This window comes from Blautia sp. HA9023 (genome assembly GCF_056504095.1).
Genome location: NZ_JBWLUR010000008.1, coordinates 464,294 through 481,742, shown reverse-complemented (window position 1 = coordinate 481,742; position 17,449 = coordinate 464,294). Strand labels below are relative to the sequence as shown.

Sequence of the window (17,449 nt, the reverse complement as noted above, 5' to 3'; positions counted from 1 at the left end):
GTGACATTTATGACGATTCAAAAATTATATCGTGGTGACGCAAGAAAACTATCAATGATTGCTGATAACAGTGTGCATTTGGTGCTAACGTCGCCACCGTACTTTAATTTAAAAAACTATCAATGCGGTAAAAATCAATTAGGTATGATAAATGATTACCAACGTTTTGTAGATGAATTAGAAAAAGTTTGGAAAGAGTGTTTTAGAATATTAGTTCCGGGCGGCAGAATTGTTTGTGTTGTTGGTGATGTGTGCCTTTCTCGAAAAAAATATGGACGCCATGTCGTTATGCCGTTACATTCAGATATTGCAGTTACTTGTCGCAAGGTTGGCTTTGACAATCTTAACCCCATTTTATGGCACAAAATTTCTAATGCTAAATTTGAAGCAAATACAAAGAGTTCAATCTTAGGTAAGCCATACGAACCTAACGCTATCATAAAAAATGATATGGAATATATCTTGATGGAGAGAAAGCCTGGCGGCTATCGCAAACCTACTACGCAGCAACGAGAAGAAAGTAAAATTGGTAAGGAAGATTTCCAAAATTGGTTCAGTCAAATATGGGAAATGCCTGGTGCTTCAACACGTAACGGACACCCTGCCCCTTTCCCACTTGAACTTGCAACCAGATTAGTTAAAATGTTTTCATTTGTCGGAGACATTGTTGTTGATCCCTTTTGTGGAAGCGGAACATCAATGGTTGCTGCTATGCAGAATAATAGAAATTCTATCGGGATTGAAACAGAACAATTATATTGCGAACAGATTATGAATCGTCTTGATCGCGAACGTTCAGTTGTATTTCCTGCCGAAATTTCATTTGTCGATTTAGGCAATCAGGATTAAAAAATGGGTACTACAAAAACATCTACCTTTCAATTATACTGATGATTTTACGTATAACATCAGATTGGAAAACGCCGGTTAAATCACACATTATCCCAGTGATTTTTAACCAATGCTTTGATTCCGTCATGAATATTGGTGTTTGAATCTCCATCCAGGAATGTGACAACCCGAAACCCAATATCCGTATATTTCTTACGTTCAGCTTCAAATTCTTCCTGTGAAGAAAAATCGGTACGCCAGAGATAATACGTTGGCTTCCGCAAGCTTATCACATCCTTTTTCTTTTAAATTTTCTATAACTATCATATAAAAAGTGGACAGTTTTCGTGTCTGTCCACTTAAAAATGATTTTATAGTTCACGATTTGAATGGTTTAACTGTCCTCGTTTTGCCAGTTCCAGTATTTCTGGTGGGATACTATTTATCAGCTTCTGGAGATTTTCATAATCAGCTCTGAGTCTGGCATCGTCCATTTTCTTTCGTATACTATTGGTGGTTGCTTCTTTTACCTGTCTGGTTAAATCTTGATTCTGTTTTTGCAATGTTGCCTTATCTGATTTTAAGGAACTGATTGTCTTATCATATTTCCGAACCTGCGTCTGAAAGTTCTCTATTGCAGGAAAAAATTTCTGCAATAGTTCCACAGCTTTATCTGTATTTTTACCAGCATTAAAAATATTTGTACTTTCCAACAGATCAGTGATTTGCTTAGCCTGTCGGGTAAGATGTGCTGCTTCTTTAAAAAGTCGTGGTGGGATATGTTCACGTCCGGTCATGCTGGCAGATTCTCCACGTTCCAGATCTGGATACTTTTCCGCCATATGTTTCCAAAACTCATCTTGCCACCAAGTCAGTTTTTTCTTATTTCCAAGAATCTCCTTTGCACAAAGTCTTCCGTCCTGAGTTATCGGGACAAAAGAAAGGTGCATATGTGGAGTTTTCTCATCCATATGCACCACAGCCGAAAGGATTGTCTTTGCATCCTGATACTTTTCTATAAATTCCAAAGCGGTTTGAAAATATGCTCTGATTTCACTCTTTTTCTTACCTTTGAAAAATTCTGGTGTAGCAGTAATCAAGACTTCAACAACGCGTACACTGTCTTTGCGTGTCCGGCATCCATATTCTTCAATCAGTCGATTCGATTCTGCCCGGTACTTTCCGTCTGGTTTAATCAAGTGATAATTCAGATTTTTTCGACTGTTATCTATGTCCGGATTACTGGCATATTTTTCTTTTTTTCGTTCATTGTGTGCTTCAATACTACTGATCTCAGGTCCTTTGTATTTTGCAAATCTCAAAATACCGTATTGTGCTTTCTGCATTTGTACATCTTCCTTTCCGAAAAACAGGCTAACTGTCATACTGTTTCGACAGCCAGCCTGAAAATATATAATGTGCAACTTATATTGAATTACTACGTACATACGTACCAGATTTAATTTGTCCATTCTTTCGGTACGTACGTACACTGAGAAGCATCCATAAAGCCATCTGTATAGGACGGCTTTGTAATAACCTCTACTCCTGTAAATCCCCATACTCGTCGCCCGGCAGAATTTTTTATTGTATTGCAATGTACCAGATTGTATTTAGTCTGAACGGCAACGATAGCATCTGAGAAACTTCGATTTTTTAATGCGACCATGGAATTTTCTTCACACCAGAGACAATAGCTCTCATATAGTTCCTTGGAACTTACACTTGCCTCTGCCTGAAAGCAAATATACCCCTCTGATTCTAAAAACTCTAGTACATTGTTATTGTCCCGTTTCACATTTTCACGATTTGCCCTGATGCGGGGACTTTCTGTAAATTTAAAATTCTGACGGACTAACCGTTGTAACCCTTCAAATGCCCAGAGAAAAATGCTTTCGGCTTCATTCTTCATTTTTTCTGCCAAATAGGGATCATCTACACGATCAACAGGTTTCTCCTTTGTTGTCAGCACTAATTGTCTTCGGTAAAATCCATCACTGCGGTCATACAATGCCTGTAAATTTCCATTGCTGAATGCAAGCAGTCTGGAAAAAAGCCAGCCCTGGTAACTTTGCTTTCCTTTACGTTCCAAGTCCATTTTCCCCTGAGCAGTAACAATGGACTTCACATAACTTGTCTGTTTCAGGGCTTCCATTCGCATATCATCATCTACGCACAACAAAATGTGCTCAAGGTCGGCTCTGGCAAAGCGGTTTTCAGAAATTTTTCCGATACTTCCGTCTTTCATATTTGAGCCTAACAAGCTGTTCAGAACAGCACCAATCTGTGATTTTCCCTCGCCACCATTACCTTTTATAATCATCATGCGTTGTCCCTTGTTGCTTGGAATCAGGCAATACCCAATAAACTCCTGCAAAGTTGGAATATCTTCCTGGTAGAGCAGTTGTTCTAAAAATGACAGCCATGTGACAGCTTCGGGCGCATCTGGATTATAGTTGACCGGAAGACGCATTCGCACAATATCCGGTTTTTCAGGTATAAATGAGCCATCTATATATAGCGTTCCATTTGCAAGATGGATTTTATTGGCTTCTGGTGGAAAATCTTCTACATAAGCTGCCAGTTTCATGACTTCCAGAATATTTGTTACTTTGCGTGGAACGTTGTTGATGGCATAATGTTTCAGACTTTCAAATATTTCCCCACGAAGGTGCAGATCATCTGTGATCCGCCCTTCTGGAGTAAAAAATGCATTGTTGGCAAAGAGTATTTTACGCGTATGGAGAAATTCCTCACAAAAGGCTGCTTCATTGATATTGGTTCCGTCAAACCAAACTGGATAGTTACTAAGCTGCTTCTTCTGCATATGCATCCTCCTCATCACGAGTCCCTAAAAGATATTTCAAATCTTCCAGATAGCCGGTTTCTTTCATGAATTTTACAACTTCAAAGCATTCCTCTTCATCTGCAAAGGTCAGATAATCTGCTAGATATTCAATATAACTCAGACTTTCACATGCTTCTTCAAATCGTTCGTCCATAGGTAAATCTGGTCGTTCTGGTGCATACAATGCTTTCCATTTTTCCAAACGATGAAGATATTCGCAAACCATTTTCTGACATTCACATAATTCTTTCTGTCTGTTCTTTGTTTCCATGTACTCTGGCTTTTTCAGAGCTGTTATTACTGGCGGATTATCTGGTGTAATACCAAAATCTACAGCAATTTTTTTGGCGGCTTCATAGTTATTCAGTTCGAATAGATTTGCAACAAACTGAATCACATCTCCGGTAGCACCACAACCAAAGCAGTAGTAATAAGTGGTATTCAGTTTCATACTTGGATGATGGTCATTATGAAATGGACAACAGATCATGTTGTTTCTTCCAATTTTCATGCCATAATATTCTGCAGCCTGTCCGACTGTTACAATTTCTTTTATTGTTTCAAATAATCTCATTCTATTTTCCTCCTGATTTAAGTTTGAATTTAAAGTTGTGCCGTTTTATCCAGTTCCTTTCCCGACAGGCAACCCTTCTCGGCGCTGTGTCGTCTCTTTGTGAGCGCTCTTTTCTGATCAGAAAATCGTGGCGGTTTATAAAGTTCCGGAACGGTCATTTAGTTTTCGAGGTTCTGTCTGATCGATCATGTTGACAGTTTAGTATGAAAAAATCGCACCCCTGATTTATTCACGTACAATGAAAATCAAGAATACGATTTGATAAAAAATTGCAAATTTGCACAGGCACAGATATAATGGAAGTAGTTTAGGAGGTGACGAAACAATGGGAAAATCTGATTTTATAGAAGATGAAACAAGTCTTGCATACCGATTGAGTAATTTGCGGAAAGACCATGATTTAAGCCAAAAACAGTTGGCTGATCAGCTTCATGTGACTCATTCACAAATCAGTCGTATTGAGAGCGGTGAAACAAAAAATCCTAATATAAGCATTGTAATAGATGCCGCCAGGTTTTTTCATGTTTCTACTGATTATCTGCTTGGAATCACTCAGATTACTTCACCCAAAAGTTATGATATATCGGAACTTGGACTGTCGGAAGAAGCGGTAACGAGACTGATTACCAGAAGAATAGATGTAGATATTTTAAACCGATTATTGGAACATGAACATTTTCCAAAATTATGTATTATGATTCGGAATTATTTTGATGATACCATTGCTGAGGGTATAATGGCACGAAATAAGGTCATTGATTTGGCTGTTGATCAACTGACTGATCTGATGACTGCAGAACCCTCAAAAAGAAAAGAGATTATAAAAGATAAGCAGTTTTTAAGCTCACAGAGATTAGGAGCAAATGAAGCAGATATTGAAAAAATCAAGATTCAATTTATGGCAATAGTACGTGATATTAAATCTGGTATGCAGAAAAAAGAACCAACAAAAGCGGTTGCTACAGCCGAAGCCGTACAGATGATCCGGAATGCATTGCCCGATAAGCCGGTTTCTGATATCACAAGTACTGACTTAGCAAATGCAGTAGCTTTTTATATGGGACAGACAACCGATCTGAATGACGAAGGACTTGCAATGGTACAGAATTTGGCAAAATATATCTGTGATAATAGTGTACCAGAGAATAGCTAACAGAAGTATGGATATACCTTTCTTCAAATGTGGCATCGTCTGAATAGCCGCATTGTCATGCTAATATTCAGACTTAGTTCTGTCCTTTCAGGTGACTCCATTATGGAGTATCTTTCAGCACAGAATGCCGGGAGTTGAAGATAATCAGAAGGATATAGAAGTTCTTCCCGGCAGCCACAATTTCATAAAGGTATAACACACTAGACTTTCCTGACGGAAAATCGTGTGCCAACAGGGATGCTACTCGCCCCTATTGGATGACCCAGAGTAATACTTAATGAGATAAATGATAATTTATAAAAAAGATAGCAATTACAAAGGAGGTATTTTGTATGCAATGCTCTTATGGTTCTATATGGCGTAAATGGGATTTTCACGTTCACACCCCATATTCCATTTTAAATAATAATTATGGATTTAATCCATTTGAATTGACTGAAAGTGATTTAGAAACAGAATTTGATGAATATGTAAAAAAACTTTTCACATTAGCTGTTGAAAATAATGTTGCTGCAATCGGAATTACAGATTATTTTATGTTAGAAGGATACAAACGCATAAAAGAAAAGTATCTTTCTTCTCCTTCTAAAATGCTCCAATGTTTTCCAGATGATGAGCTACGCCGTAAAATAGAAAAAATTTTTATTTTTCCTAATATTGAGCTACGTTTAGAAAATTTTGTTGGTCGAAATGCAAATTCGGTGAATTATCATGTTATTTTTTCTAATGATATAACAATACAAGATATCGAAGAAAATTTTTTACATCAATTGACTTTTAACTATGATAGTGGAAATACGCGATCATTAACCCTTTCAAATATAAAAGAATTAGGAAGTCAAATAAAGAACAATAATAATGATTCTGGTTCCGACTTATTAGTAGGCCTAAATCATGTAACTGTAAATTATGCTGATATACAAAAAGTACTTGAGAATAATCCTACATTTAGGAATAAATATCTTATTACTGTGCCTGTTGATGAAGATTTGTCCCAGATTAGTTGGAATGGACGTGATTATTCTACTAGAAGAAATATATATAAACAATGTCATTGTTTGCTTACATCTAATGAAAAAACAATAAAATGGGCATTGGCATCCGGCAGAGAAGATGCTCAAATTAAAGAATTTGGCTCAATTAAACCTTGTATATGGGGCTCAGATGCACATGAGTATCAGAAAATGTTTAAGCCTGCTGAGGACCGACATTGTTGGGTGAAATCTGAACTGACTTTTGAAGGACTACTGCAAGTTGTTTATGAACCATCCGAACGAGTTTGTATTCAAAATGAACAACCTGATATTGGAGATATTCACCAAATAATTGATTCGGTAAGATTTGAAAATGAAGCTTTTCAAGAAGCTCCTATATATTTTAATAGTTCATTAACATGCATAATTGGTGGAAAATCTACTGGAAAATCAATGTTACTACGTCAAATGGCAAGAGCCATTGATAATGATTATGCTCTACAACAAGAAGGACGTTTACCGCATAACACATTTCCCAGCGTTAAGACCACCGTCACATGGAAAGATGGTACAAGTAATGGAAGAAAAATAGTCTATATCCCTCAAACTTTTTTGAACAGTACTATTGATAATCCAGAAGAGATGACTGCTATCAATAAAATTATTTTTGATGTATTGTTACAAGAACCAGATATTAAAAAAGCTTATGAAAATTTAAAAGCAGATACTGACAAAATTCAAAAGAAAGTCCAATTATTAATTGATGAATTAATTGCTGATAAAACGAAATTGACGGATTTAAATGAATTGATAAAGAAAGACGGTTCTTCATCGACCTACAATTCAACTATTCAGCAATTAGAATCAGAGAGAGAGGTACTGGCACAAAAAGTAAATGTTACTCCGGAAGAAATTAATCGTTTTAACGAAGTGGAAAAAAATATTGAGTCTATTGTTTTAAAAAATGAAAAACTACACTATGAATTAGAAAATCAAAAAAAGATTTTTAAGGTATCTGTTGTAGTTCCTGGATATTTTTCTTGTCTAGATGGATTATCGATAGAACATGATTTTTCTAAGGATTTTCCAGTTACTGAAAATACTTTAAATTCTGCATTGACTGCTTTAAATCAAGAAATTTTGCCTAAATGGGAAACTATTATCAATTTAAATTGTAAGAATTTGCAATCATCCATTAGTCAAAATAATCATAATTTAAACTTATTAAAAGAAGAATATGAATCTTTAAAGGAAAAAGTTGCTCAAAGTGAACAGCTCGGAAAATTAACAACTCGCATTAATGCTGAACGTAAATTATTACAATCTGCAATCGAACGTGAGACACAAAAAGAAGATCTTCTCAAAAGTATTAATCAAATAAAAGAAAAAATTATTGCATCTCAATCAGATTATTTGGATATATATACTACTTTTGGTAAAATCATAAGATCCACAGGAACTTCAAGAAATACTTCTTTGATATTTGATGCCGAGATTGTTTGGAAACAAACAGAATTTATGGAATGTTTAGCTCGAATTTTTAACAACAAGAACTTTACACCTTTTAGAACTAAACATAACTATGATCTTACAGATTTAAAACCAGAGAACTATGGGAAGCAGTTCCTTTCAACTCTTTGGAATGCATGGGAAGAGCCAGAAAAATATGGTGGATTATCATTTAAAGCAGGAAACACACTAACCGATGTTTTATCTTATATTTTCAAAAATTGGTATAACATTCATTACATAGTAAAAAGCGGAAATGATTCTATTGAAAGTATGTCTCCTGGTAAAAAGGCGTTGGTTCTTCTTGAAATGTTAATCAGTCTTGAGGATAGCAAATGTCCAATATTAATTGATCAGCCAGAGGATGACTTAGATAATCGATCTATTTATAATGACCTCGTTCAATACATTAGACGAAAAAAGAAAGAACGTCAAATAATTATTGTTACTCATAATGCTAATGTTGTTTTAGGTGCTGACGCAGAAGAAATTATTATTGCAAATCAAGATGGGATTGGAACTGAAAATGCAGAAAAGAGATTTGAATATCGTAGTGGTGCGATAGAAAATGATGAGATATTAACCGATGATACTGGAGTTACATTAAAAGGTATTCTAAATCAAAATGGTATTCAAACTCAGATTTGCGATATTTTAGAGGGGGGACGTCCTGCTTTCAAGCTTCGCCAAAACAAATATGCAGGTATTCAACATGATTAATTAACCAACTATACAAAATAATCTGCTTTAAACATAAAATATAAATCATATCATATACTATGATTAAGGTAATTTCTGGTTGACTTTCTTAGTTATATCAGTCATTACTTTTCGTTATCTACTTCCAAAGACCGATTTTTTACTGTTTAAAAAGCAACTATTGCATATTTTTGACCGATATGAAAAGCAGAATTCAAATTTGAAGTTGAATAATCTTTTTGAATATATGGGATTTCCGAGTAACTGGAAAGAGATAACAAAATTTCGCAAAATATAAGTGGAGATATTAGCAAAAATATTTCCACTTATATTTAAAGCTATTCTATTTTCTGTGACTTCTTCGCACTATTCAATCCATCCACTGATTATTCCGGGACTCTCAGAGCCACCTGTCCGGACTTTGAGAGCCACCATGCCGGAGAATGGGAGCCATATATTCCGGTAATTCAGAGCCACCTTATTGGACTCTATTACATATATTTCCTTTATACTGTAAATACACACCTTTGGTGTGAATACAGATAAAGGAGGTCGTAAATTATGACCAAGTATCGTGAAATCCTACGCTTGAAAAGCTTAGGATTCAGTGAGAGGAACATCGCACAAAGTTGCGGTGTATCCAGAAACACAGTCGCCAAGGTTTTGAAAAAAGCAGCGGAAATCAATCTTTCATGGCCGCTGGATTTTGACATGACCGACAGTGCGCTAGAGGAGCTGATGTTTCCTAAAGATAAGTCGGCAACGAATAAACGTATGCCAAACTTTGACTACATCCGCAAAGAACTTCTGCGGAACGGCGTAAACAAAAAACTTCTCTGGGTAGAATACTGTGAGGAGTGCCGCATGAGCAGCGAAGAGCCTCTAATGTATTCTCAGTTCTGCTACTACATCCAGAAGGATGAAGAAAAACGCAGGGCTACCATGCATATCCCTAGAAAACCAGGTGAACAGATTGAAGTTGACTGGGCCGGTGACCCTGCTCACATCATTGATCCGGACACCGGAGAAATCACAAATGCATGGATATTTGTAGGTGTATTAACTTACAGTCAGTATGCTTTTGTAAAAGCATATATGAATGAGAAAACCGACAACTGGATCAAAGCTCATGTCCAGATGTTTGATTTCTTTGGCGGTGTCACACCTATGCTCGTTTCTGATAACTGCACAACCGCAGTGAATCATAAAAAGAGTGACTGGTACAACACTGCCTTAAACACAACTTATCATGAGATGGCAGAACATTACAATCTTGCCATCCTTCCGGCCAGAGTCCGGAAACCCAAAGATAAACCGAATGTAGAGGGATCGGTAGGAAAGATATCCACATGGATAACAGCAGCCCTTCGCAATGAACAGTTTTTCTCTCTTGCAGAATTGAATGCTTCAATCCGTGAAAAACTGGATGCCTACAACGCCCGTAAATTCCAGAAAAAGGAATGTAGCAGACTCAGTTTATTTCTTGGGGAAGAAATGCCATTACTGGCTCCGTTGCCTGCTACACCTTTTGAACTGGCTGAGTGGAAACAAGCCACCGTCCAGTTTAACTATCACATCGCAGTAGACAGAATGTTCTACTCCGTGCCTTATCAGTATATCAAAAATAAGGTTGATGTGCGTATAACAGATACAACGGTTGAAATATTTTATAATCACAATCGTATTGCCTCTCACAGACGACTCTATGGACGAAGCGGTCAGTATTCTACAGTGACAGAACATATGCCGCAGGAACACCAGAAATATCTGGAATGGAACGGTGACCGATTCCGTAAGTGGGCTGATTCGATTGGAATTAACACAAGTAAGGTTGTCGATGCAATACTTACCTCCGGCAGGATTGAACAGCAATCCTACAGAAGCTGCATGGGATTACTGAAACTGGCAGAAAAATATTCGCCAGAAAAACTGGAACAGGTCTGCGCTAAGGCGCTCTCTTATTCCGGTAAACCCAGCTATAAAAGTATCAAAAATCTATTGGCTGCAACAAAGGATGCACCTGATACCGAATCAGAATCATTTCAAGCAGTAAAACCACATGGCATAACCAGAGGAGCCAGATACTATGGAGGTAAAAAATCATGACAAATCAAAGTACAATCGATAAACTTATTGAAATGCGTCTGACTGCTATGGCAGATGCATTCCGCATCCAGATGGATGATCCTGCAATGAAGGAAGTTCCATTCGAAGATCGGTTCGGCATGCTTGTTGATGTCGAATACAGCAACCGCAAAAACAATCGTCTGAAAAGGCTGATCCGCCAGGCTGAGTTTGAACAGCCAGATGCCAGCATCGCAGCGATTGATTACCATTCTGGACGAAAGCTGAACAAAGCACTGATCAACCGTCTGGCAACCTGTGAATACATTACAGAATACCGAAACATCTTTATTACTGGAGCAACCGGAAGTGGTAAAACTTATATGGCCTGTGCCTTTGGCATGGAAGCATGCAAGCACTATTACTCAGTACGGTATGTACGGCTTCCTGATCTATTATTGGACTTACAGGCTGCCAGGGACAATGGAACTTTCTCAACTGTCCTGAAGAAATACACCAAGCCAATAGTACTGATCATTGATGAGTGGCTGCTTCTTAAACTGACAGAAGCTGAAGCCAGGAATCTTTTTGAACTGATACATAAACGACGAAAAAAATCTTCAACGATCTTTTGTTCTCAGTTCCGTGAAAGTGAATGGTACCAGCAAATCTGTGATGGTGAAAGTACTCTTGCCGATGCCATCATGGATCGTATATCGTATGATTCCTATAAGATCGATATTGAAAGTGTTGACCCATCTAAAGACCTCTCTATGAGAGAAGTATATGGACTGGATCCAGCAATGGCAAAGTAACTTAATAAACAAAATGGGGTGGCTCCGTTAGTCCGGACAGGTGGCTCTCGCCACACCGGACTGGCGGCTCTGCCGCACCGTAATATTCACATCCACCCAATTACATAAAATTACAATCGTCTCATAATTTACATTGATATATGTACGCCACCTTTTCGCCCGCCAAGAACTTTCTTTCCTTTCAGATCTTCCCACTTGAAATCCGGCATCTCTTCTCTTGCAACAAGAAAATTTCCCGCGCGTTGGGTCAGCTGGGCGAAGTTCACGGCCGGATCAGTTGCCCCTTCCTGACAGGCATAGATGGATGCTTCCGCTCCCATAAATCCAATATCCGCTTCCCCGGAGATCAGCGCAGTCAACACTTTATCTGCTCCGAATCCAGTTACCAGCGTAAGATCCAGACCTTCTTCTTCAAAATATCCTTCTTCGATTGCCACATACTGCGGCGCATAGAAAATCGAATGGGCTACTTCATTCAATGTAACTTTGGTAAGCTTCTCTTCTGTTCCATCCCTCTTTGCAGCAAATACTCCCGCCGGCAGTGCTGTCACAGCCAGGACAACAGCTGCCGCCAGTGAGATCCATTTTTTATTTTTCATGCAGATACTCCTTTAAGAAACTTCTGCTGTTAGGATATGCATAAAGGAATGAAAGGTTCAAAATTTCTTTTTATTATCGTCAAGTGGATATTCGCAATCCGCTTCGCTACTTGTTCAGTTTCTCAATAACACTGTCAAGCTCTTTTCTGGAAACTCCGGCAAACCCCATCAGAGCACGTAATGGCATGGAATCTGTCATAGCCATGGTCATCTCTTCGCTGACAGCCTCAGAAGCAGCTTCAGAACCAGCTTCCCCGGAAAGATACTTTTGGATCAGTTTTTTGGCTGCTTCTGCTGTTTCCGGATTTCGGAGCAAATCTCCAAGTGTGGTATTCATATGAACATGCATGGGAAGCCTCTGACTGCTGTTCAGATGAAGTGTCTCTGTGAGACGGATGTCTCTTGAAGAAGCTCCCACCAGTATCTCATAGTCTCCACTGGCAGCAAACCAGTCATGGAGTTCCGTATTGTACCATGCAAAGCTTCGTTTATTCAGTTCCATCGTAACTGTTTTTGTCTCACCTGGCTCCAGGAAAACCTTTTCAAAGCCCTTCAGCTCCTTTTCAGGACGGATGGCAGAGCCTGTCAGGTCTCTGATATAGAGCTGTACCACTTCTTTTCCGGCAGATTTTCCTGTATTTGTTACATCTGCGTAAACCATGACGGTGTCTTTTTCTGTAGGATTTTCCATGGATAACTTAAGATTACTGTAAGCAAATGTAGTATAAGAAAGACCATATCCAAATGGAAAAGCCACATCCATTTCTTTTGTATCATAGTAACGGTATCCTACAAATATTCCCTCACGATACTCCACCTTTTCTCCACCGCCAAAATTCAGATACGACGGATTGTCTGACAGCTTCAAAGGCATAGTCTCCGCAAGCTTGCCGCTTGGGTTTATTTTTCCATAGAGGATATTTGCTGCTGCAGCTCCGCCAGCCTGTCCACCAAGATATGTTTCCAGAAGTCCCTTAATCTCTCCAAGCCACGGCATTTCCACAGGAGAACCATTGTGAAGAACGATCACAGTATTGGGCTGTACTTTCAGGATTTCTGTTATAAGGCGGTTCTGACATTCTGGAAGTCTCATGTGGGAACGGTCATACCCTTCAGATTCAAAGCTTTCAGGAAGTCCTGCAAAGATCACGGCTTTGTCCGCCTCAGCAGCTGCTTTCACAGCCTCATCAGCAAGCGCCTTGTCATAAAAATCTCTGTCTGCCGGGAAGCCTTCTGCGTAAACTACCTGTGCATCACAGGGAACAGAATCCAGTACATTTGTTGTCTTAAAACAATTGATGTGTGAGCTGCCACCTCCCTGAAAACGGGGATTTCTGGCAAAGCCGCCAATAAATGCAGCTTTTTCAGAGGTTTTCAGCGGCAGGATGTGATTTTCATTTTTCAGAAGGACCATGGATTCTTCTGCAATATGCTGAGCCTCTTCATGATCCTTTTCCATGGTAAATTCCTGGGGCTTACGATGGTCTGCATATTCAAAAATAATACGGAGGATACGTTCTACAGCCTGATCCAGGATTTTCTCCTCCAACGCTCCATCTTTTACCGCCTTTACGATCATGGCGTCATTGTCTCCTCCGGAGGCCGGCATTTCAAGCTCAAGTCCTGCCTCAAGACCTTTTACACGGTCATTAACAGCTCCCCAGTCTGACATAACATAACCCTTAAATCCCCATTCTCCACGAAGCACATCTGTAAGAAGCCATTTGTTCTCGGACGCAAAAGTACCATTGATTTGATTATAGGAACACATAAAGGTGTACGGCTGTGCCTTTTTTACAGCTGTCTCAAAAGCCGGAAAATAAATTTCACGGAGTGTTCTCTCATCTACTTCTGAAGAACTGCTCATACGGCGATATTCCTGATTATTTGCCGCAAAATGCTTGATGGAGGTTCCCACATGCTGAGACTGTACGCCTTTTACAAAGGCGGCAGCGATCTCACCTGCAAGATATGGATCCTCAGAGTAATATTCAAAATTTCTTCCACAAAGAGGAGAACGTTTGATATTTACAGCAGGTCCCAGTACAACAGATACATCATTTGCCTGTGCCTCTCTTCCGATAGCTTTACCCATTTCTTCCATCAGCCCACGGTCAAAAGAGCAGGCACTTAAGACTGCAGGAGGAAAACAGACAGCCTTGATGCTGTCGTTTATTCCAAGATGGTCGCCTTTTTCATCCTGTTTGCGCAGCCCGTGAGGCCCGTCGCTGACCATCACCTTTGGAATTCCCAGATGTTCCACTTCTTTCAGATGCCAGAAATCAAGCCCTGAACACATGCCGGCTTTTTCCTCCAGCGTCATCTCACTTACGATTTTTTTTAGATCCCGTTCCATAAAAGCACCTCCAAATGTTTTTTCTTAATATGGACTATAACATCTTCTGATGGTAAAATATAATAAAATATTGCTAAAACTAATAAAATATTGCACTACAACCAGGAGATATCCACTATATGAAAAAAATTGACATCAGAGATATCCGTTCTGAAGAAATACTGGCAGTAAACCGAGGAGAGAACACCCTTTTTCAGCGGCGGGAAAATCTTTCAAAGCATACCTCCTATGCCAGAGAACGCATGCAGTATGATGCCATAAGAAGCGGCCAGGTGGAGCAGATCCTTTCTCTGCTGCAACAGAAGCCAGATGGAACCGAAGGGATCCTTTCAAAAGATCAGCTCCGTAACAGCAAAAATATGTTTATTGCCGGAATCACCCTTTTTACCAGGGCTGCTATTGACGGTGGTGTACCAGAGGAAACAGCCTATTCTTTAAGCGATGGATATATTCAGACAGTAGAAGAATGTACAAACAGCGTTTCCATAGAAAAGCTGTCCCAAAGGGCGGCAGCACGTTTTGCACAGGAAGTATACGATCCACGGAAGAGAATGGAAATGATACCGTATCTTGTCACATCACGAAACATATGTTAAAATATCCACCGAAACTGGTTCGAAAACCTCCCAGTATAAAAAACTAGGCAAAGTAAAAAAGAATTTCCGGCTGCACGTATACACAATCTGCAGTCTTTTTACGGATGCTTTTGTTTATTGGAGGTGATAAACAAAAGCATTTTTTTTGCTTTGACACAAGTTGGAAAGGAACAAAATGAACAAACGAAAAATCATCATTGACTGCGACCCGGGAATTGATGACAGCCTGGCCATCATGCTGTCTCTTACATCACCGGAAATCGAAGTACTTGGAATCACCATTGTCTGCGGAAATTCCCCCGTGGAAATGGGATTCGAAAACGCAAAAAAGATCCTGAAGCAGATGAACCGGCTAGATGTGCCGGTCTATATGGGGGAACCCAGACCTTTGAAGCGGGATTACGTAAACGCTCTGGATACTCATGGCGCTGACGGGCTCGGCGAAAGCTTTCTGCCCGAGGTCCCCGGATATCAGCAGGAAATCGGTGCTGTAGATTTTCTCTCCAAGGCGCTGATAAAAGAAAAAGTCTCCGTGATCGCCCTGGGTCCCATGACAAATCTTGCACGCCTGATCCAGAAAGCCCCGGCAGCTTTTGACCAGATCGAGGAACTGGTATCTATGGGCGGTTCTTTTAAAAGCCACGGAAACTGTTCCCCTGTTGCAGAGTATAACTACTGGTGCGATCCGGATGCTGCCGCACTGGTCTATGACACCCTTCACCAGAATGGAAAAATGATCCACATGATCGGTCTTGATGTGACAAGAAAGATCGTTCTCACTCCTACTCTTCTGGAATATATCTGTCGTCTGAATAAAGAGACCGGAGAATTTATCCGAAAGATCACGAAATTTTATTTTGACTTTCACTGGGAATGGGAGCATATCATTGGCTGTGTGATCAACGATCCACTGGCAGTGGCATACTTTCTGGATCCGGATATCTGCCAGGGTTTTGATTCCTATGTACAGATCGAAACCGAAGGAATCTCTCTTGGACAGTCCGTTGTGGATTTCATGGATTTTTACCGGAAAACACCAAATACAAAAGTACTGACCGAAGTAGACGTATATGCATTCTTCCAGCTGTTCCTCTCCAGGATCCTTGGTCTGGAACCGGAAAAACTGGATATTTTGCAGGATTTAATATAAGGAGTGACTGAATATGAAAACAGAAAAAATAAATGTACAGAAAATCTGCCTGATCGCGTTTGCCATCTGTATTAATTTTGTGGGCGGACAGATCGCTCTTTTCCTGAAGCTCCCCATCTATCTTGACAGTATCGGTACTGTGTTTATCGCTTCCATTCTTGGACCGTTTTATGGTATGCTTCCCAATCTGATCAGCGGCTTGTTAATGGGAATGACCGTAGATGTTTATTCTCTGTATTATGCTCCGGTGGGAATCGTTCTCGGTTTTGTGACCGGTCTTGTATACCGGAAATTTCAGCCGAAAAAATGGCAGATCTTTCCGGCGGCCATTGCGATCACCCTTCCGTCAACTCTGATCAGCTCCTGCATCACTGCATTTTTGTTCGGCGGGATCACCTCTTCCGGTTCCTCCATTCTTGTACAGCTTCTCGCAAAAACACCTCTTGGAATGGTCGGAAGCTGTTTTGCAGTCCAGTTTATCACCGATTACATTGACAGAATTCTCTGTCTTGCACTGGCAGCTGTCCTGATGGGAGCATTGCGAAAAAGTATGAAAGAGAGTTTTATCCGATGAAAATTTTAATTACAGGTACCAGCTCCGGGATCGGAAAGGGATGTGCAGAGTTTTTTCTGAAAAAAGGCCATGAAGTCTATGGCTTCGATAAAAATGCCGCCACGATCACTCAGCCCGGATATATCCATTTCTGCCTGGATATCCGGGATAAGGATTCCTACCCGGAACTCCCTCCTGTAGATATCCTGATCGACAATGCAGGAACCCAGGACGGAAATGACATTGACGTAAACTTAAAAGGAACCATTTCCATTACCGAACATTACGGAATCCATCCTGATATTTACTCTATTGTGATGATCGGCTCAGCAAGCGGACATACCGGCTCCGAATTCCCGGAATATGCAGCCAGCAAGGGTGGCGTTCTGGCCTATGCCAAAAATGTGGCAATGCGGATCGCGCCTTACCAGGCCACCTGCAACAGCCTGGATTTCGGCGGCGTCATGACAGAGCTGAACCGTCCGGTGATGGAGGACAAAAAACTCTGGGATCAGATCATGGATCTGACTCCGCTGAAGCGGTGGATGACTGTGGATGAAGCTGCAGAATGGATTTATTTTATGGCTGTAAAAAACCGCTTCTGTACAGGCCAGAATATTCTCATCGATGGCCTGGAAGCCGGAAACTGCAATTTTATCTGGCCGGATGAAACGTGAGATTTCTCTTAACACCGCCAGACGCTCCACAATATAAAAATCTCCTCTGCC

General features: G+C 39.9%; 15 protein-coding genes and 1 riboswitch. Of the genes, 9 read left to right on the top strand and 6 right to left on the bottom strand.

Features of this window, described 5'->3' with window-relative positions; translation table 11 throughout:
* Window positions 1-9 precede the first annotated feature (9 nt).
* The gene (locus tag AC04Q6_RS12205; protein WP_476389704.1) at window positions 10-849 is read left to right on the top strand and encodes a DNA methyltransferase; all 840 of its coding nucleotides are present in this window, start codon (window positions 10-12) and stop codon (window positions 847-849) included.
* A gap of 83 nt (window positions 850-932) precedes the next feature.
* Here AC04Q6_RS12205 and AC04Q6_RS12200 read toward each other — a convergent pair whose 3' ends face one another.
* The 4 genes from AC04Q6_RS12200 to AC04Q6_RS12185 form a co-directional block, all read right to left on the bottom strand.
* Window positions 933-1,124, bottom strand: coding sequence for a hypothetical protein (locus AC04Q6_RS12200; RefSeq protein ID WP_476389703.1), 192 nt, complete (start codon window positions 1,122-1,124; stop codon window positions 933-935).
* A 78-nt stretch (window positions 1,125-1,202) separates the two neighbouring features.
* The gene (gene mobV / locus AC04Q6_RS12195) at window positions 1,203-2,177 is read right to left on the bottom strand and encodes a MobV family relaxase (protein WP_476389702.1); all 975 of its coding nucleotides are present in this window, start codon (window positions 2,175-2,177) and stop codon (window positions 1,203-1,205) included.
* A gap of 113 nt (window positions 2,178-2,290) precedes the next feature.
* Window positions 2,291-3,658, bottom strand: a complete 1,368-nt coding sequence (locus AC04Q6_RS12190; RefSeq protein ID WP_476389701.1) for a phage/plasmid primase, P4 family — start codon at window positions 3,656-3,658, stop codon at window positions 2,291-2,293.
* Window positions 3,639-4,253, bottom strand: coding sequence for a CHC2 zinc finger domain-containing protein (locus tag AC04Q6_RS12185; RefSeq protein ID WP_476389700.1), 615 nt, complete (start codon window positions 4,251-4,253; stop codon window positions 3,639-3,641). Before AC04Q6_RS12185 ends, AC04Q6_RS12190 begins: the two co-directional genes overlap by 20 nt.
* Window positions 4,254-4,578: 325 nt before the next feature.
* Here AC04Q6_RS12185 and AC04Q6_RS12180 point away from each other — a divergent pair, with 325 nt between their 5' ends.
* The 4 genes from AC04Q6_RS12180 to istB all read left to right on the top strand — a co-directional run bounded on the left by AC04Q6_RS12180 (window position 4,579) and on the right by istB (window position 11,467).
* Entirely contained in the window at window positions 4,579-5,406 is an 828-nt protein-coding gene (locus tag AC04Q6_RS12180; RefSeq protein ID WP_476389699.1) for a helix-turn-helix domain-containing protein, read from the top strand.
* A gap of 332 nt (window positions 5,407-5,738) precedes the next feature.
* The gene (locus AC04Q6_RS12175) at window positions 5,739-8,609 is read left to right on the top strand and encodes a TrlF family AAA-like ATPase (RefSeq protein WP_476389698.1); all 2,871 of its coding nucleotides are present in this window, start codon (window positions 5,739-5,741) and stop codon (window positions 8,607-8,609) included.
* A gap of 540 nt (window positions 8,610-9,149) precedes the next feature.
* Entirely contained in the window at window positions 9,150-10,694 is a 1,545-nt protein-coding gene (gene istA / locus AC04Q6_RS12170) for an IS21 family transposase (protein ID WP_118071978.1), read from the top strand.
* Entirely contained in the window at window positions 10,691-11,467 is a 777-nt protein-coding gene (istB, locus tag AC04Q6_RS12165) for an IS21-like element helper ATPase IstB (RefSeq protein WP_055057938.1), read from the top strand. Before istA ends, istB begins: the two co-directional genes overlap by 4 nt.
* A 128-nt stretch (window positions 11,468-11,595) precedes the next feature.
* Here istB and AC04Q6_RS12160 read toward each other — a convergent pair whose 3' ends face one another.
* Together AC04Q6_RS12160 and AC04Q6_RS12155 are read right to left on the bottom strand one after the other, a co-directional pair.
* On the bottom strand, window positions 11,596-12,066 hold the full coding sequence (locus tag AC04Q6_RS12160) for an ABC transporter substrate-binding protein (protein WP_476389697.1): 471 nt from the start codon (window positions 12,064-12,066) through the stop codon (window positions 11,596-11,598).
* Window positions 12,067-12,172: 106 nt separating this feature from the next.
* Entirely contained in the window at window positions 12,173-14,422 is a 2,250-nt protein-coding gene (locus tag AC04Q6_RS12155; protein ID WP_118070970.1) for a glycoside hydrolase family 3 C-terminal domain-containing protein, read from the bottom strand.
* Window positions 14,423-14,541: 119 nt separating this feature from the next.
* Here AC04Q6_RS12155 and AC04Q6_RS12150 point away from each other — a divergent pair, with 119 nt between their 5' ends.
* The 4 genes from AC04Q6_RS12150 to AC04Q6_RS12135 all read left to right on the top strand — a co-directional run bounded on the left by AC04Q6_RS12150 (window position 14,542) and on the right by AC04Q6_RS12135 (window position 17,398).
* The gene (locus tag AC04Q6_RS12150; protein ID WP_242996926.1) at window positions 14,542-15,018 is read left to right on the top strand and encodes a hypothetical protein; all 477 of its coding nucleotides are present in this window, start codon (window positions 14,542-14,544) and stop codon (window positions 15,016-15,018) included.
* Window positions 15,019-15,026: 8 nt separating this feature from the next.
* A riboswitch (PreQ1 riboswitch) is annotated at window positions 15,027-15,071 on the top strand.
* Between the two features lie 122 nt (window positions 15,072-15,193).
* Window positions 15,194-16,168, top strand: a complete 975-nt coding sequence (locus AC04Q6_RS12145) for a nucleoside hydrolase (protein WP_118070971.1) — start codon at window positions 15,194-15,196, stop codon at window positions 16,166-16,168.
* Between the two features lie 13 nt (window positions 16,169-16,181).
* On the top strand, window positions 16,182-16,742 hold the full coding sequence (locus tag AC04Q6_RS12140; RefSeq protein WP_021977801.1) for an ECF transporter S component: 561 nt from the start codon (window positions 16,182-16,184) through the stop codon (window positions 16,740-16,742).
* Window positions 16,739-17,398 (top strand): SDR family NAD(P)-dependent oxidoreductase, encoded by a 660-nt coding sequence (locus AC04Q6_RS12135; RefSeq protein ID WP_118070972.1) that lies wholly within the window; start codon window positions 16,739-16,741, stop codon window positions 17,396-17,398. The genes AC04Q6_RS12140 and AC04Q6_RS12135 overlap by 4 nt, the downstream gene beginning before the upstream one ends.
* Window positions 17,399-17,449 lie beyond the last annotated feature (51 nt).

Coding starts and splice junctions, on each gene's coding strand:
- AC04Q6_RS12185 (WP_476389700.1), bottom strand. CDS start 4,253: ATGAGATTATTTGAAACAATAAAAGAAATTGTAACAGTCGGACAGGCT.
- mobV (WP_476389702.1), bottom strand. CDS start 2,177: ATGCAGAAAGCACAATACGGTATTTTGAGATTTGCAAAATACAAAGGA.
- AC04Q6_RS12145 (WP_118070971.1), top strand. CDS start 15,194: ATGAACAAACGAAAAATCATCATTGACTGCGACCCGGGAATTGATGAC.
- AC04Q6_RS12135 (WP_118070972.1), top strand. CDS start 16,739: ATGAAAATTTTAATTACAGGTACCAGCTCCGGGATCGGAAAGGGATGT.
- AC04Q6_RS12175 (WP_476389698.1), top strand. CDS start 5,739: ATGCAATGCTCTTATGGTTCTATATGGCGTAAATGGGATTTTCACGTT.
- AC04Q6_RS12140 (WP_021977801.1), top strand. CDS start 16,182: ATGAAAACAGAAAAAATAAATGTACAGAAAATCTGCCTGATCGCGTTT.
- AC04Q6_RS12180 (WP_476389699.1), top strand. CDS start 4,579: ATGGGAAAATCTGATTTTATAGAAGATGAAACAAGTCTTGCATACCGA.
- istA (WP_118071978.1), top strand. CDS start 9,150: ATGACCAAGTATCGTGAAATCCTACGCTTGAAAAGCTTAGGATTCAGT.
- AC04Q6_RS12205 (WP_476389704.1), top strand. CDS start 10: ATGACGATTCAAAAATTATATCGTGGTGACGCAAGAAAACTATCAATG.
- AC04Q6_RS12155 (WP_118070970.1), bottom strand. CDS start 14,422: ATGGAACGGGATCTAAAAAAAATCGTAAGTGAGATGACGCTGGAGGAA.
- AC04Q6_RS12190 (WP_476389701.1), bottom strand. CDS start 3,658: ATGCAGAAGAAGCAGCTTAGTAACTATCCAGTTTGGTTTGACGGAACC.
- AC04Q6_RS12160 (WP_476389697.1), bottom strand. CDS start 12,066: ATGAAAAATAAAAAATGGATCTCACTGGCGGCAGCTGTTGTCCTGGCT.
- istB (WP_055057938.1), top strand. CDS start 10,691: ATGACAAATCAAAGTACAATCGATAAACTTATTGAAATGCGTCTGACT.
- AC04Q6_RS12150 (WP_242996926.1), top strand. CDS start 14,542: ATGAAAAAAATTGACATCAGAGATATCCGTTCTGAAGAAATACTGGCA.